Here is a 15,243-nt window from a genome sequence, read left to right on the forward strand (position 1 = left end):
TGCGGAGTGTCAGCGACATGAATGTTCACTGACACTCCGCATTCGCGAGCAAGCCCGCTCCCACAGGGTATTCGCCCTCGCTTCGAACCGATTATTGATCTTATTGTGCAAAAGGATTCCCCCCATGGCCCTACTGCCAGAACTTGAAGCCTTCCTCGAACTCGCCGAGTTCGGCCGCCTCACCGGCAAAAGCCGCCCAATGCACGAACAGACCCCAGAACAGGCACGGATCGACTTCGAGGCCTCTTCCAGCTTCCTCGATGTACCACTGGACCACATCGCCTGCGACCACTTCACCATCCCCGCCCGCGACGGCCAAAGCCTCGCGGCACGCCTGTATCGCGACGGCCAACCCGTCGACGGCCTGCAACCGGTGATGCTGTACTTCCACGGCGGTGGCTACGTGGTCGGCAGCCTCGATTCCCACGACGCCCTATGTCGTCGCCTCGCAGCCCAGGGTGGTTTTGCCGTGTTGACCGTGGATTATCGCCTGGCCCCCGAATGGAAATTCCCAACCCCGGTACAAGACGCCTGCGACGCCGGCAACTGGCTGGTGCGCGAGGGCGCCGCCCGTGGCCTGGACGCCACCCGCGTGGCGCTGGCCGGTGACAGCGTCGGCGCGACACTGGCCACGGTGTTGTCGATCATCGCCGTACGCGAGCCTGCGGAACTGGCGCTGAAACCCAAGGCCCAACTGCTGGTGTACCCCGTGACCGACGCCACCACCCACCGTGCCTCACACCGGGATTTCGCCGAGGGATACTTGCTGGAAACCCCGACTCTGGACTGGTTCTATGCCCACTACGCACGCACGCCTGCGGACCTGGCCGACTGGCGCTGCTCGCCACTGCTGGCCGAAGACCTGTCGGGTTTGGCGCCGGCGCTGGTCTACCTGGCTGGCTATGATCCATTGCATGATGAAGGCTTGGCCTACGCCGAGCGCTTGCGGGCGGCGGGGAATGAGGTGACGTTGCTGGAGCAGCCGGGTATGACTCATGACTTTTTGCGGATGGCGGGGTTGTTGGGGGAGGTGGAAGGGATTCATGCGCAAGTGGCGGGGTGGGTGCGATCGTGGTTGTGATCTGAAATGAAAAAGGCCGCCATCTCCAAAAAAGGGATGGCGGCCTTTTTGTGTTCGGCGCAAGGACTTTTGGTGGGGCGTCTATCGCCTTCGCGAGCAGGCTCGCTCCCACAAATGAACTGTTTGCAACCTGGGTTTTGGATTTGCCGAACATCTCCTCTGGTAAGAACCCCTCAGGTCAGCTCGAACAAGTTGCCCGATGCGCGCAACATGGCGGTGACGCTATCAATGCGCTGCGCGTAGTCTTCTGAAGCAATCTGCCATTTCAGGCCGGTCACCAACTCGCCAATGTGGGCGGTAGGTTGCAAAAGTTGCTCGGCACCGGGCAGGAACGGCAGGGCCAGGCCGCTGGCCTTGTCGATGATCTGGTAGCCGATGGTTGTTCCACCAATTCCCGCCACCAACCCGCCGACCCCACCCAGTGCACCGCCGCGCTTGATGCCATACACCGTGGCCCCGGCCAGCATCGCCACGCCCAATACCCGCCCAGCCACCACCACCGGCGACAGCTCGCGGCTATTGTCATTGCCGAAGTAGGTCATGCGGTAGAAGAAGTAACCGGCCCACAGCTCCCGGGATTTCAGCTTGTCATGCATGAACCATGCGCGTGAGTCGTGCACCTGGTCATCGAACAGCGCCACCAACAGGGCCATGACTGGATCCTTGCTCGGCGTACCCCAGTCGTCACTAAACAGTTGCTTGGCACGTCGCTCGCCCGCTTCACGAATAGCCGCGTGATCCCGTGCCTCGTCGTTCTCATTGAGCAGGTAGATCGTGTCGCGCAACAGCACATCGGTGATCTCGGCGCTCCAGTGGGTCTGCTCGCGTTTGAGGCCCCGGTAGTCGCGCTTGAATTCGGCGGCGGCCTGGCTGAGCTGGGTCTTGTCGATCTGTGGCTCATAGATCGGCGGGCCGGGATGATTCGTTGCCGCTTGTGGTGATTTCAGGCGATTTCCCAGGGCGATATCTTGCTGTTTCTTATAGTTCTCACGCCCTTTCTCGGCTTCCTCGGCCGTTGCCTCTGTCGCCTGAGTGAAGAAAGGCTGGAGTTTATAGCTGTCGTTATTTTGCAGTGAGTCGTTGGCATAACGGCCAATGCGCCAGCCGGTGATCCAGCCAAGTTGATCGGCCAGGGTGTCCTCCACTGTGGCACTCAGTTGTTGTGGCTGATACTCCGAAGGTGAGGTTCTGGAAGGGACTTCGGTGGCTATGCCGGGGAGGGTTTCACGCCAGGCATTGAAGCGCCCAATTAGTTCTTGATTGATCACAAACTCAGACGATGTTTGCGGCCCCATCTCACGCCATCCCTTATACGGCAACAAACTTTTCGGTAGTGCTGCCTCCGGAACCTGCAACGGTGCCCCCGCAGCAAAGGCTTCGGCGTAAAGATCGTGTAGGACAATCTGCGACAAAAGTTCGTCCGTACCGCCACGGGCCTTGCCCTGATCATGCTGCGGGTAGCCTCCCCCGACATCGGAGTGCACGCCGGGGTACACCACTTCATAGGTATCGGCTGGGTATTGGCCATCCTCGTTGCGGATCGAATCGAGCGGAAAACATGCGCGCTGTTCGAAAGCCGCAACGAAATGCCGGCAACATTTGACGAGCTTCGGAAAGGCTTTTACGTCTGGCAGCAACTGACTGTCGTCGGCCCAGTCCATGTGCCCGGCAAAAAATGGCGCTACGTTAGCGATGCCCACTGAGGCCACGGTGTCCAGTACGCCAAGGAATTCGACGCTCACCGGCAGGCCGATCAGGCTCTGTGACGGTAGTTCCGCCCCCTCCGGGGTTTCGAACAACTGGCTGAGCCAGGTGACGAAGGTCCGGGCTTCTGCTGCGCCGCGGGAGAACCCGTATATGTACAGCTTGACGCCCAATACCTTGGGTGTGGCCCGCTCCACGCGGTCTAGCAAGGTACCGAGCACTTCTTTCATCACCCGCCGCCGCTTGCTGGGGCCGGCGCGAAACATCAGTGGGGCTTTCCACGTGCTCATAGAGTCGACGGCTTTCTTACGACGATCCTGAGAAAGTGGAGTTCCGTTAAGCGCCGTATGCAAAGCGTCAAAGACGGAAACCAGAGCCCAGTTGATGCGGTCTTCACCGCCGGTGGCATATTTCAGTCCGTCTTCGCTGTAGTCCAATTCGCCAATTTCAGGGAAGGGCGTGCCCACACCGGGCATATAGTAGGAAAAGTAACCGTTCTTATTAGCCTCAATGTCTTGAAGCGAAGCATGGAACAGCTTGGCGATGTTGCTCGGGTGATTGTTCTTGGTGTCGTTGTTGTCATTGTTATTCGTACCATCGAAAAACAGGCTGATGTGCAGGCTATGGCAACAACAGAAAGCTTGTGAGCACAGCCCTTGAGCATCAGGTGTCCGCTGGAAGCGATCCTCCTCATAAGTGTGTTTTTGATAATTTTTTGTGACGATCCGAACATCCACCGGAAGACGCCCCTCTAAAGGGAAGGCTGGTGGCGCCCAAGCATTAGCTTTGGATTTATCATTCATTTTTGACATACGGTTGGCTCTTTCATCTGCATAGGTTCCTTGATTGGATAATTCGGTCGGCCATATACCGCGCACGCGGTAGTTACCTTCACACGATTGCAAGTTAAAAAATGCACCTTCAGATCACAAGATTCTGTGTCGGGCCACTCCGGAATATCTACTGTGTTACTATATATTGTGTAGCTTGCTGCATGTTTTGCATAAGCTTCACGAAATGCTGATGATGTTACTGATGGAAGTTTTACAGAAGGATTAGGGTCAACTTCCCATTCAATATTAGCCTTCAAGTCAGGGCGCCATTTGGTTGGCATAATAATGCAGCACGAACTACCCCCTCCGCCATGAGCCCGGTAGCCATTGACCGACAACCAGTTGATGGCATGCACTGTGTGATTTATTGCCTGGATGTTTCCTCCGGCCATTTCATGGTCCGAAGAAGTGCAACCAAACAATATCAGTGCCAATCCACCTAGCAACCACAGCCCGCTGAGTTTCCTCATTCGCATGCACTTGGCTCCTTCATCTGCATAGACTCCTTGATGGGATGAAAACCTCTCAAAAAGTAAACAGGCGGGGATATAGGAAACATCTACGGCGCGTGTAGGATTGGTCTCTGTGTCGTAGCGCTTTTGATGTAGGATTTTTTACGGTCTTTTCGAAGGGGAGGGGAACAGCGACTTTGGACGGGGCAGATCGAGCGCGGATTGATCTCTTTTCACAGCTCTCCCGTGGAGGGGTTCAAGTCTATTTAATAGCCCCACCCAGTTACTTCATGAAAGCCACAGCACCTTGCGTCGTTGCCTACAGTTACTCCAGAATCCGCCGGCTTGTGCGCCTTGGGGTCGCTCGGTAACTTGGATCGGGTCACTGATTGTCAGTGATCGGGTTTAGTAGCCCGAGGGTTGTTAGTTAGGTGCATAGCGCTCCCTTCAGTCAGGTATTCATATGCCTGAACTTGATGGTGGCTGTGCGCAGGGCGCTTCGGCGCGCCGGTTAATGCTAACTCCCCCGGTCTACTAACCTGCGCACAGCCGCCACCCTTCGTTTAGTAGCTAGGTGGTAGCGGCTCCATCCAGGGAGTTTGCAAATATGTTCAAGGTGACACCGAATCCGCCGGACCCCGATCCAACATTGGAAAATTCTGACCCAAACAACCCCAACGACCGCATCCCCTCGGCCGCCGACATCCAGTCCACCCCACGCAAGCTCTGCAGCATGTCTTTCGTCAACCCTGAGCTCGATGTCGAAACCCTGCTGGCGCATGCCTGTGAATCGCTGGCTTCGGCCAATGTCATGGCGTTGGATCTGGCGGATCATATGGAAGGGACAGGTCGTCATTCGTTGTTGGGGATTGCGCAGGTGATCATGTTGGGGGAGTTGGCGGTGAACCGGGCGTTGGACCGGATCGATCCGCCTGAATAATCAATGTTGGGGCGAGGGCCGCCTTCGCGAGCAGGCTCGCTCCCACAATTGGCCGAGATGAACGCGGATTTTGTGCACACCGAAGATCCCCCTGTGGGAGCGAGCCTGCTCGCGAAGGCGGCATCACATGCACCGCAAATATCGGCCCATACAAAAATGCCCGCATCTCTCAATACGGGCATTTTTTAGTTCAGCTCAGCCTCAGAAGTCGTACTTCGCGGTGATCTGCATGTTGCGCGGCTCTCCGTAGAAGGTGGTGCCGAAGTTGCCCAGGCCCGTCAGGTAGCGCTTGTCGAAGACGTTGTAGGCGTTGACGGTGAAGCTCAGGTGGTCGTCGTATTGATAACGGGTCATCAGGTCGACGAGGGTGTAGCCGCCTTGCTTAAGCGAAGTGCTGCCATCGGTAGGGCTGAAGCTCTGGCCGTAAAACGCACTCTGCCAGCTGACGCCACCACCGACGGTGAACTGGTCCAATGCGCCGGGCAGGCGGTAAGTGGTGAAGGTGCGCACCACGTGTTCCGGTTTGCTGGTGGCCAGCGGGAAACCGTAGATGCGTTGGTGATCCTTGTCGCGGGTACGGGCATAGGTGTAGCCGGCCGATACGTTCCAGTCCTGGGCCAGTTCGCCGGCCAGTTCCAGTTCCACGCCATTGGTGGTGGCACCGTCGACGGCTTTGTAAATGCCGTCACCGGTAATCTCATTGGTGCCGATCGACTCGGCCACGTTGTCCTGCTCGATGCGGAAGAAGGCTAGGCTGGCGTTGAGTTTGCCTTCGAAGTAGGCCGCTTTCAGACCGGTTTCGTAGCTGTCACCTTCAACCGGGTCCAGGGTCTTGCCATCGGCATCCTTGTTGATTTGTGGCTGATAGATGCTGGTGTAGCTGGCGTAGACCGAGTAGGTATCGTCCAGGTCATAGACCACACCGGCGTAAGGCGTGACGACGCCGTGCTCCTTGTAGCTGGCGTGGGTGTCGGCCAGGCCGGCGCCAGGGTAGTAGGTGTAGCCCTCGTTGTACTTGTAGGTACTGACACGGCCGCCGAGGATGAACGACAGGTCGTCGGTCGGGCGCAGGCGGGTGGCCAGGTACGCGCCGTTCTGGCTTTGGGTGCGCTCGTACTTGCCGTTTTTCGGGAAGTCCGGTTTCGCGATATGGCCTGTCCAGTCAAAGATGTTTCCCGGTACCGATCCATCGGAGTCGGTGGGGGCACCATAGGTTGCGCCAGTCTGACGGGAGTGGGCGGCCATGAAACCGGCCACCATTTCATGCTCGCGACCGCCCAGGGTGAACGGGCCGGAGACGTTTACGTCAGCGGTGTTCTGCACGCGATGGCCTTCCCAGTGCCCCTGATAAAAGAACATGCCTTCGCCGGTGTCGCGGTTCGGGTAACCACCGCTGGCCGAGGCCAGTTGGGTATCGTGATCGGTGGTTTTCTGGTCGAAGCTGGCCTTGAATTTCCAGTCGTTGGCGAGCGCTTGTTCCAGGGATGCAAAGTAGGTGGTGCTGTCGAAGTCGCGACGGCTCCAGTCGGCGCCCGGGTTGAAGCCGCGGGAGAAGTCGGTCTTGCCGCCGTCGGCGTAGTAGACCGTGTTACCCGTCCAGGAACTGCCGCGAGGGGTGGTGCTAGACTTGTCGACGCCCAGGGTCAGCAGGGTATCGTCGGTCAGGTCGGCTTCCAGAACACCGTAGTACAGGTCTCTCTTCTGGCTGTAGTGGTCGATGTACGAATCTTTGTCCTGCATGGCACCGACAAAGCGCCCGCGCACGTTGCCGGATTCGGTCAGTGAGCCGGAGATGTCACCTTCGGTGCGGTAGTTGTCCCAGGAACCGACAGTGCCGCTGACCGAAGCCTTGAAGTCCCTGGTCGGTTTCTTGCGCACCAGGTTGACGGTGGCGGCCGGGTCACCGGCACCGGTCATCAGGCCAGTCGCGCCTTTGATGACTTCGATGTGATCGAGGCTGGCAGCGTCGTCGGTGTTGTTCGGGTTTTCACCGTACACGCCGTCGTAGGGGATGTTGACGCCATCGTACTGAAAGTTGGTGATGGCAAAGCCCCGTGCGGAAAACTCGGTACGGTCGCTGTCGTACTTCTGGGACGTGATACCGGGGGTATTCTTCAGCGCATCGCCGACGCTCTGGACGCCGCGATCATCCATCTGCTGACGGGTCACCACGGTCACCGACTGCGGCGTTTCGCGAAGGGTCAGCGGCAACTTGGTGGCAGTGGTGGTCGCACCCGTGGTGTAGGAGTCGGTGCCTTCGGTGGTCAGGCCCAGGGCCTTGCCGGAAATGGTGGTGGCGCCCAGTTGCAGGCTCGACGAGCCACCCGACACCAGCGTCACGCTGTTGCCATTGATCTGGAACGAAATGCCGGTGCCCTTGAGCATCTCGGCCAGGGCCGCGGAAGGCTCCAGTGAGCCGGACACCGCGCGGGACTTGATGCCGGCCACCTGGTCAGGGCTGTAGAGGATTTGCAGATTGGTCTGCATGCCCAGTTGGGTAAGCGCGCTGGACAGCGGCTGCACGGCAATACTCACTTTTACAGGCGCTGCGTTGGCCATCGTGCTCCCCAGCAACGTGGCGGTCAGCAGGACGCTGCTCAACAGCGTTTTGTGCAGTGACGGGCGCTGTACGGCCAGCGCGAGAGGGGTACGGCGTGGAAGAGATCGCATTACTTGCCTGTGCTCCTGAAAAAGTGTCGTGCAGAGTTTTTGTTAATGGGAATGATTATTAAGACGAGATGCGATTGTGAAACCGGAAAAGAAATCCTGAAAAAAGCAAAACCTGTGGGAGCGTTGATGAGACCTGTGATCAGGCCGGCACCAGCTCGGTGACGACCCGGCCGCTTTCCATGCGCACCAGTTGGTCGGCGACATCGAAATAACGGTCATCATGGGAGATCACGATGATGGTCTTGCCCAGGCGCTTGAGGTCCGGCAGCAGCTCGGTGTAGAAAATCCGTCGGAAGGTCGGGTCCTGGTCGGCCGCCCACTCGTCGAACACCAGCACCGGCCGCTCTTCCAGCCAGGCATTGATTAGCGCCAGGCGCTTGCGCTGCCCGGTTGAAAGATCGGTGGTGGTGAAGTTGCCGTCCTTGACGCTGACCTTGTGCGCGATCTCCAGGCGTTGCAGGTATTTGTTGGCGTCTTCGGGAATCTGCGTATCGCTCTGGACCACGTCATCGAACAGGTAATAGTCGGCAAAGATGGTGGTGAACAACTGCCGGTAGTCATCGCGGTTGTGCGCGTCGATGGCCTCGCCGTTGACCCGGATCTGCCCCTGTTGCGGCGTGTACAGGCCCAGCAGCAATTTGATCAGGGTGGTCTTGCCGCAGCCGTTCTCGCCGACGATGAAGGTGATGTCGCCCTGTTTGATCGACAGATTGACCGGGCCCAGCTGAAACGGCGCCGCCCCCTCGACCGCCGGGAAGGCGTAGCGCACGTCCGCCAGTTGCAGTTCGTGCACGGCCTGTTTGACCTTGTCTTGGTCGCTGAGCAGCAGGTGCGGTTCCGGGGTGGAAAACTGTTCGGACAGTTCAGCGATGCGGCGAAAGGCGATCTGCGCACGACTGACGATCGGCAGGGTGCCGATCAAATGCTCCAGCGGGCCTTTCATGTACAGCAGCACCAGCACGAAGCCGCTCATGACGGTCTTGTCGGGGCTCGGCCAGGACGTTTGCAGGGCCAGGGCCAGGCCGATGACCACAAAGAACAGCATTGAGCCGAAGGTCTTGGCGATGACAAAGGTGTTGATCGAACGCACCTGGGTGTTGCAGATGAATTCGGCGGTGCCCTTGATGCCCGAGCTGAACATGCGCTGGCGGCGAGGGCGGTGGATGCGCAGTTCCTTGGCGCCTTGGGCAATGGCGTTGTAGTGCTTTTGCAGCTCGTCTTCAGCGTCGCGGGCGGCCATGAAACCTTGCACGCCCTTGCTCTGGGCGTAGGCCTGGATCGCGCTGCCGATCAGGATCGCGGCCACCATGATCAGGAACATCGGCCACGACAGGATCGCCAGGTAGCCCATGCATCCCAGGGTGACGGTCAGGGAAATCGCCAGCGGTGCGAAGGCGAAGGCGAAGTCGCTGATGGTGTCGACGTCGTGGGTCAGCACCGGGATCAGGCGATGGCTGCGGTAACGCTCGATCTGCTCGATCGGCGCCGACAGCACCTTCTCCCCCAGTTGTTTGCGCAGCTTGGCGATGATGTGCTGGCCGACGTAGTTGGTGCCGATGTCGGAGCAGATCGAGCTGGCCAGCGCCAGCAGGCACAGGCCGGCGAACAGCGCGACCACGCCCTGGGTCAGGCCGCTGTCCGAATGCAGGGCATTGTTGATGGTCGCCAGCAATACCGTGACGCTCAGGCCGCCGACCATGCCCAGGATTATGGATGCGGCGACGATGAGTCGAAAGGGTTTGAGCAGGGCAAACAATTCGCCGATGGCGCCTCGGGTAGGCTGGGTCATGGAAGACGGTTCCTTGGGTCGGAAGGCAGATACCCAGTAGAACGTCTGGTCGAGGGGTTAATTTAGAGGGTGGTGACTGGTGGTGACAGCGGGTTGTCAGTCGAAATGTTCTGCGATTGATAAGACGCCTTCGCGAGCAAGCCCGCTCCCACATTCGACCGTATTTCATCAGGCGGAATGCGATCAAATGTGGGAGCGGGCTTGCTCGCGAAGAACGATTACACGTTGACCCAGACGGGCTTAGAGCTCGCGTACGATGCGAAAGCCTATCCAGTCCCCACGCTCCTGAGGGTACTGGCTGTTGCGGTTTCCGGAGCGGGAGAACACCGGGGCTTCGCCCCAGTCGTTGCCGCGGATGCGCACCGCTTCGCAGTCGGGTTCCAGCCAGGCGCTGCCGTCGGTAGGGGCGCCGACGTAGTTCGGGTGTTCGCAGTCTTCGACCCATTCATAGACGTTGCCGTGCATGTCATACATACCGAAGGCGTTCGGTGGGTAGCTGCCCACCGGCGAGCTGTAGCTGTAGCCGTCCGCCGGGCCGTAGGTGTTGGCGTGCTTGGCGATGCTGTAGCCCTTGCCATCATCGAACGGAAAGGGAAACGGGCCTTGGGTGCCGCCGCGAGCGGTGTATTCACGCTGGGCTTCGCTGACCATGCTGTATCGCTGTCCGGTTTTCTTCGACAGCCAGGCGACGTAGTGCTTCACGTCGTCGAAGTTCATGCACACCGCCGGCTGGCGCGGGCCCTGCGGGTAACGCGGCTTGCTGGCGATGCACTCGCGACCTGGCCGGGTATCGCCGTTGGCGATGGTCACGCCGCTTTCCTTGATATAGCTATCCCATTCACCGGCAGTGACCTGGTAGCGGCTCATGGCGAAGGGTTTGGCGAAGGTCACCTCATGCATCGGACCCTCATCGGGCTCGCGGCCGACTTCGTCATCCGGGGTGCCCATGGTGAAGGTGCCGGCGGGCAGCACGACCATTTCCGGACAATTCTTGCAGTCCTTGAATACCTTGCCCGCTGGCGGTGGGGTGGCGGCCTGTGCGGCGCAGGGGAGCAGGCCGGCGATTAGGGCGGTTAGGGCGAGGGCTAACATGTGACGGGTCATTTTCTATCTCGATAAAGAAGAGCGAACCCTGTAGGAGCGAGCATGCTCGCTCCTACAGTGAATGGTGGTTTCAGGCGGTTTCGTTCAGTAGGGCCATGAAGCGGTCGATTTCGTGTTCACTGTTGAGCAAGCCCGGAGCGATGCGGATCACCGGGCCAGCGTCGCGGTCCACCGAGTCGCAGACCACGCGGTTCTGCATCAGCCCGCTGGCGACCTTTTCGCAGTCCTGGTCCTTGACCCGGAAGAAGGTGAAACCGGCGGACAGTTGCGGGCTCCTTGGCGTGACCAGTTCGATCCGCGGCTGCTCCAGCAGACGATCCTTGGCATAGCTGTTGAGTTGATGAATGCGCGCCTGGACCTCGGCCTTGCCCAGATCCAGGTGCAGCTTGAACGCTTCGTCCGCAGCCCAGCGATGTTCGAAACTGTGGTAGCCACCGGGGGTCATGATGGTCGCGAAATCGGTGGATTCACTGAAGGTCGGAATGATCGGCGTGACGTCCCGGACCTCGGCGGAGCGGGCGCAAATGATCCCCGTGCCACGCGGGCCGAACATCCATTTGTGCGTCCCGGCAATGAAGAAGTCGCAGTGCATGTCGGGAAAGTCGAGGTCCTCGACGCCAAAGCCGTGCACGCCGTCGACCACATACAGGATGCGGTCCTTTTCGTCGCGCTTGCGGTTGTACTCTTCGACCAGCTTGCCAATTTCGCCGATCGGCAGTTTCACACCGCTGCCCGATTGCACCCAGGTCATGCCCAGCACACGGGTTTGCGGGCGGATGCCTTGGGCAATCGAGCCCAGCACTTCGTCCACGGAAATGTCGCGGCTGTTCTGGAACAGCTCGAGCTTGCGTACTTTCGTGCCCTGGCGTTGCTGACGAAATTCCAGTGTGTAATTCGTGGAATAGTGTTCGTGTTCGCTGACCAGGATTTCCTGATCCGGCCTTACATGAATCCCGCCATAGATCATCGCCAGGCCTTCAGTGGTGCTGCCGGTCAGCGCAATCTGCTCGGGTTTGGCATTCAGGTAGCGTCCGGCCCAGACCCTCACGTTGTGTTCGCGTTTCTCGGTTTCCTGCAGGTCCCAGTCCATGGCCCGGCCCGGGTTGCGATCGATGTTGGCGCGGTGCATCTCGATCGCGTTGCGCACCGGCATTGGGTGCGAGGTGACGAGGAAGTTGGCGAAATGCAGGTAGTTCGGGTCCTGATTGAACAGCTGGCGTAACTGCGCCCATTTGCCCTTGGGCAAAGGCGGCGGATTGCCGGCTATCGCTGGCAGGTTCACGCCAGCAGCCAGGGGCAGGCTGGCTGCGAGTATGCCGGCCTGCTTGAGGAATGAGCGTCGGTTGGTCATGGCTTGGGTTTCGCTTGGCAAAAATGGCATCAGTTCTTGGCGACGGGTCTGGCGGATTTCTCGACCTGGTCCCAGACCCGCAGGAAATTGCCGCCCCAGAGTTTGGCGATGTCGGCCTCGCTGTAGCCACGGCTGATCAGTTCGGCGGTGACGTTGCGTGCCTCGCTGACATCCTTCCAGCCATCCAGGCCGCCGCCATCGTTGAAGTCGGAACTGATGCCGACGTGATCGATGCCGATTTTTTTCACCGCGTAGTCAATCGCGTCGCCGTAGTCCTTGAGCGTGGCCTTGGGCTCTTCGTCGACGATGGCGTAGAGCTGGCTGGCGTATTCGCCGAACCGTTGTTCCGACCACACGGTGATGATCGGATCGCCCGGCATCAACGCCATCTCCAGGCCTTGCAGGGGTTGCAGGTCGAAACGCGCACGCAGGGCGTTGAGCTTGTCCTGGGTGGCCTGGCTCAGTGGGCGGATGTAGGTCGGGAAGCCGACGATCTGCACCACGCCGCCGCTGTCCTTGATCAACTGCATTTCGTGGTCGCTGAGGTTGCGCGGAATGTCCACCAGGGCGCGCGGGGCGGAGTGTGAGGCCACCATCGGCGTGCGGCTCAACCGGGCCACTTGCTCCAGGGCCTTGGTCGACATCTGCGACACATCGATGATCACGCCGAGGTCGTTGAGGCGCTGCAACGCCTGCTTGCCGATGTCCGAGAGACCGCCGAGGGCATCCCGGGAATCGTTGAAAAATGGCAGCGGCCTGGATGAATCGGCCCACGCGTTGTTGCCCACATAACTGAAGCCGAACATGCGCATGCCCCGCGCCGCCCATTGATCCAGGGCATTGAGGTCGTTGCCCAGCGGGTAGGCATTGAGCATGCTCAGGAAGATCGCGAACTTGCCTTCGCCATGCAGGCGCCGGAAATCGTCGGGGGTGTAAGCGATGGCGGCCTGGTTGGGGAAGTCGCGCACCAGGGCGCTGATGATTTTGTAGCGGGTTTCCTGCTCGAAGCGAGCCTCTTCGACGAAGCCTGCGGTGGGACGATGCGGCGCGTTGGGACCGTTCCAGATTTCCGGCCAGCCGAAAATTGTCAGGGCCGCACCGGACAGGCGTCCGCGCCCGGTCTTGACCAGGTCGAACTGGCCGCTGCCGTCCTTGTCGGCTTCATTTCCGGCGGTGCCGAAGTCCATGGGTACGGTGATGTGGCTGTCGAACGAGAGAAGGCGCTCATGCAGTTCTTCGGCCTGCTTCATCACGTTGACCGGGTAGCCGGGATTGTCCTTGAACCCGTAATCCCAGGCCGCAAAGCCTGCACCCGCGCAGATCGCCAGGGCCAGCGGCAGGCCGATGAAAAGAGCCTTTTTCGAACGTGGTTTTGTCATTGCCATCTCAGTCAGGGAGCCTTTGCTATCTGGGAGGAACGAGTGATCGACCAAGGAATTTAGGTGCTCCTGAAAAGATCGCAGCCTGCGGCAGCTCCTACAGGGGCAGGCATTTCATGTAGGAGCTGCCGCAGGCTGCGATCTTTTGGCTGCACCATAAATTTTGGAAGGGAACAAACGTTCTAGCTTGGATAAAGCCTGCTTCATGGCTGACACAGGTAGGGCAATGACGATTTCTCGACGATGGTTCATGGCAGGCCTGGCGCTGACCGGCGCGGCTGTGCCCGCGGCTTTTTATGGGCATCGCCAATGGACGAAGCCGGACCCGACGATCACCCCCGGCGAAGCGTCGTTCGAGGTGGCGGATGTCACCGGCCAACGCCTGGCGGATACACTTCGTGGTGTTTGGCAGATCCGTTTCAAAGGACGTGATGCCGGGCTTGAAGGCTTGCCATTGGACGGGCTGGAGCTGTTTCTCGACATCGGCCACAAGGGTCGTGGCCTGGTGGGTTTTCTCGACACCGCCGAGCGCTTGCGTTCAAACGAAGCACCGCGATATCAGGTGCTGGGCGATGTGGCCGGGGTCAAGCCGGCGCAGCTGAGTTGGCGCCTGCTCAGCGCCCGAGGCAGCTGTGACTACGAGTTCAGCATGGCGCTGGATGAAGTCTGGGCCGGTTTCGGCAATGCCGGCAGCGGCAGCCTCAGTGGTCGCGTGCTGGATCTGGATCGCCCCTTGATGATGACGACCCAGGACAATCGCTTTGTCGCAGTCAAGAAGGTGTTCCCCGAAGCCCGCGAGCGCACGGCTCTGAATCCACCGCTGCTGGCCTGGCTGACGTCCCCGGAGCATCGCTTGTTCCATCAACTGTGGCACGCGTCCCGGGATAAATGGCACACCTTGCCCGAAGACAAGCGCGACGCCTTGCGCGGCATTGGCTGGCAACCCGGACCCCGGGACAAGGAACGTGACGCCCGTGGCACACGCAAGGATCGCAACGGCTCGGGCGTGGACTTTTTCTTCATGCACCGGCACATGCTCGGCACGGCGCGTTCGATGCAGCACTTGCCGTCGTGGACGCAGTTCCCCTTGCCGCAACCGGAGCTGGTCCGGGACCGCATCGGCTTCGCCCGGTATTTCGACAACCACGACGGCACGGCGCTGCCGCCCACCTGGCTGGCCGAAGACGATGACGAGTACTCGCAATGGGTCAGCGACATCAAGACTGCCGAGACCTACCACAGCAATTTCCAGGTCTGGGAGTCGCAATACCGCGACCCGCGTTACCTGTCGAAGCTGACCCTGGGGCAGTTTGGCTCAGAGGTCGAATTGGGCTTGCATGACTGGTTGCACATGCGTTGGGCCTCGGTGCCGCGCGATCCTTCCAACGGCCAGCCAGTGCCGTTCGCCCGGGATCCGGCGGACTTTTCCGCGCGCTGGTATGCGCCGGAAAACGACTTCCTCGGCGATCCGTTCTCGTCCCATGTAAACCCGGTGTTCTGGCACTTCCATGGCTGGATCGACGATCGCCTGGAAGACTGGTTCCGCGCCCATGAGCGCTTTCATCCGGGGCAGGTGAGTCGGCTTGAGGTCAATGGCGTGCAGTGGTTCGCGCCGGGGCGTTGGGTCGAGATCGACGACCCGTGGCTGGGGCCGGGCACCCATGGTTGCAGCACCATGCCGGGGTTGCAGGTGGGCAAGTCGGTGGAGATGGACCCGGAGACCATGAAGCTGGCGTTGCGGATTACCTTTGGCGAGGATGAGCAGAAGTTGGTGAATTTGTTCAGGAAGGTACCGCAGCGGCCTTGGTATGCGCGGAATTTGAAGGCCAAGCAAAGTCAGGCCTGACGACCGTGTTATCGTTCTTCGCGAGCAAGCCCGCTCCCACATTGGTCCTGCAAACACAGGTCCATTGTGGGTGCAGGCTTGCTCGCGAAGACGG

General features: G+C 59.8%; 10 protein-coding genes. 3 read left to right on the forward strand and 7 right to left on the reverse strand.

Annotated elements, in window-relative coordinates; translation table 11 throughout:
- Positions 1-124: 124 nt before the first annotated feature.
- On the forward strand, positions 125-1,081 hold the full coding sequence (locus QLG10_RS13005) for an alpha/beta hydrolase (protein ID WP_282487473.1): 957 nt from the start codon (positions 125-127) through the stop codon (positions 1,079-1,081).
- A 173-nt stretch (positions 1,082-1,254) separates the two neighbouring features.
- Here the strand turns inward: QLG10_RS13005 and QLG10_RS13010 are convergent, their stop codons facing one another.
- A complete protein-coding gene (locus tag QLG10_RS13010) occupies positions 1,255-3,597 on the reverse strand; it encodes a DUF2235 domain-containing protein (protein ID WP_282487474.1) in 2,343 nt (780 codons plus the stop codon).
- Positions 3,585-4,088: a DUF3304 domain-containing protein gene (locus QLG10_RS13015; RefSeq protein ID WP_110749404.1), complete on the reverse strand. Its 504-nt coding sequence runs from the start codon at positions 4,086-4,088 to the stop codon at positions 3,585-3,587. The genes QLG10_RS13010 and QLG10_RS13015 overlap by 13 nt, the downstream gene beginning before the upstream one ends.
- Before the next feature lie 589 nt (positions 4,089-4,677).
- Between QLG10_RS13015 and QLG10_RS13020 the strand changes: the two genes are divergently transcribed.
- Positions 4,678-5,010 carry a DUF6124 family protein gene (locus QLG10_RS13020; RefSeq protein ID WP_110749349.1) on the forward strand — a complete coding sequence of 111 codons (333 nt, stop codon included), beginning with the start codon at positions 4,678-4,680 and terminating at the stop codon, positions 5,008-5,010.
- A 201-nt stretch (positions 5,011-5,211) separates the two neighbouring features.
- Here QLG10_RS13020 and QLG10_RS13025 read toward each other — a convergent pair whose 3' ends face one another.
- From QLG10_RS13025 to pvdM, 5 genes are all read right to left on the reverse strand, one after another.
- Complete coding sequence (locus QLG10_RS13025) at positions 5,212-7,680, reverse strand: TonB-dependent siderophore receptor (RefSeq protein WP_282487475.1); 2,469 nt, start codon at positions 7,678-7,680, stop codon at positions 5,212-5,214.
- A 139-nt stretch (positions 7,681-7,819) separates the two neighbouring features.
- Positions 7,820-9,469 carry a cyclic peptide export ABC transporter gene (locus tag QLG10_RS13030; RefSeq protein WP_282487476.1) on the reverse strand — a complete coding sequence of 550 codons (1,650 nt, stop codon included), beginning with the start codon at positions 9,467-9,469 and terminating at the stop codon, positions 7,820-7,822.
- A gap of 240 nt (positions 9,470-9,709) precedes the next feature.
- A complete protein-coding gene (locus QLG10_RS13035) occupies positions 9,710-10,573 on the reverse strand; it encodes a formylglycine-generating enzyme family protein (RefSeq protein WP_282487477.1) in 864 nt (287 codons plus the stop codon).
- Between the two features lie 70 nt (positions 10,574-10,643).
- Entirely contained in the window at positions 10,644-11,924 is a 1,281-nt protein-coding gene (locus QLG10_RS13040) for an aminotransferase class V-fold PLP-dependent enzyme (RefSeq protein ID WP_248679205.1), read from the reverse strand.
- Between the two features lie 29 nt (positions 11,925-11,953).
- Positions 11,954-13,303, reverse strand: a complete 1,350-nt coding sequence (gene pvdM / locus QLG10_RS13045; protein ID WP_282487478.1) for a pyoverdine-tailoring dipeptidase-like protein PvdM — start codon at positions 13,301-13,303, stop codon at positions 11,954-11,956.
- 226 nt (positions 13,304-13,529) lie between these two features.
- Between pvdM and QLG10_RS13050 the strand changes: the two genes are divergently transcribed.
- Entirely contained in the window at positions 13,530-15,149 is a 1,620-nt protein-coding gene (locus tag QLG10_RS13050) for a PvdJ/PvdD/PvdP-like protein (RefSeq protein WP_282487479.1), read from the forward strand.
- The last annotated feature ends 94 nt before the right edge of the window (positions 15,150-15,243 follow it).

Source organism: Pseudomonas sp. V98_8, assembly GCF_029967975.1.
GTDB classification, from domain to species: Bacteria; Pseudomonadota; Gammaproteobacteria; order Pseudomonadales; family Pseudomonadaceae; genus Aquipseudomonas; species Aquipseudomonas umsongensis.

Bases quoted from the DNA above. Each gene is read 5' to 3' on its own strand.
- QLG10_RS13005 (WP_282487473.1), top strand. From the start codon at position 125: ATGGCCCTACTGCCAGAACTTGAAGCCTTCCTCGAACTCGCCGAGTTC.
- QLG10_RS13010 (WP_282487474.1), bottom strand. From the start codon at position 3,597: ATGTCAAAAATGAATGATAAATCCAAAGCTAATGCTTGGGCGCCACCA.
- QLG10_RS13015 (WP_110749404.1), bottom strand. From the start codon at position 4,088: ATGAGGAAACTCAGCGGGCTGTGGTTGCTAGGTGGATTGGCACTGATA.
- QLG10_RS13020 (WP_110749349.1), top strand. From the start codon at position 4,678: ATGTTCAAGGTGACACCGAATCCGCCGGACCCCGATCCAACATTGGAA.
- QLG10_RS13025 (WP_282487475.1), bottom strand. From the start codon at position 7,680: ATGCGATCTCTTCCACGCCGTACCCCTCTCGCGCTGGCCGTACAGCGC.
- QLG10_RS13030 (WP_282487476.1), bottom strand. From the start codon at position 9,469: ATGACCCAGCCTACCCGAGGCGCCATCGGCGAATTGTTTGCCCTGCTC.
- QLG10_RS13035 (WP_282487477.1), bottom strand. From the start codon at position 10,573: ATGACCCGTCACATGTTAGCCCTCGCCCTAACCGCCCTAATCGCCGGC.
- QLG10_RS13040 (WP_248679205.1), bottom strand. From the start codon at position 11,924: ATGACCAACCGACGCTCATTCCTCAAGCAGGCCGGCATACTCGCAGCC.
- pvdM (WP_282487478.1), bottom strand. From the start codon at position 13,303: ATGACAAAACCACGTTCGAAAAAGGCTCTTTTCATCGGCCTGCCGCTG.
- QLG10_RS13050 (WP_282487479.1), top strand. From the start codon at position 13,530: ATGACGATTTCTCGACGATGGTTCATGGCAGGCCTGGCGCTGACCGGC.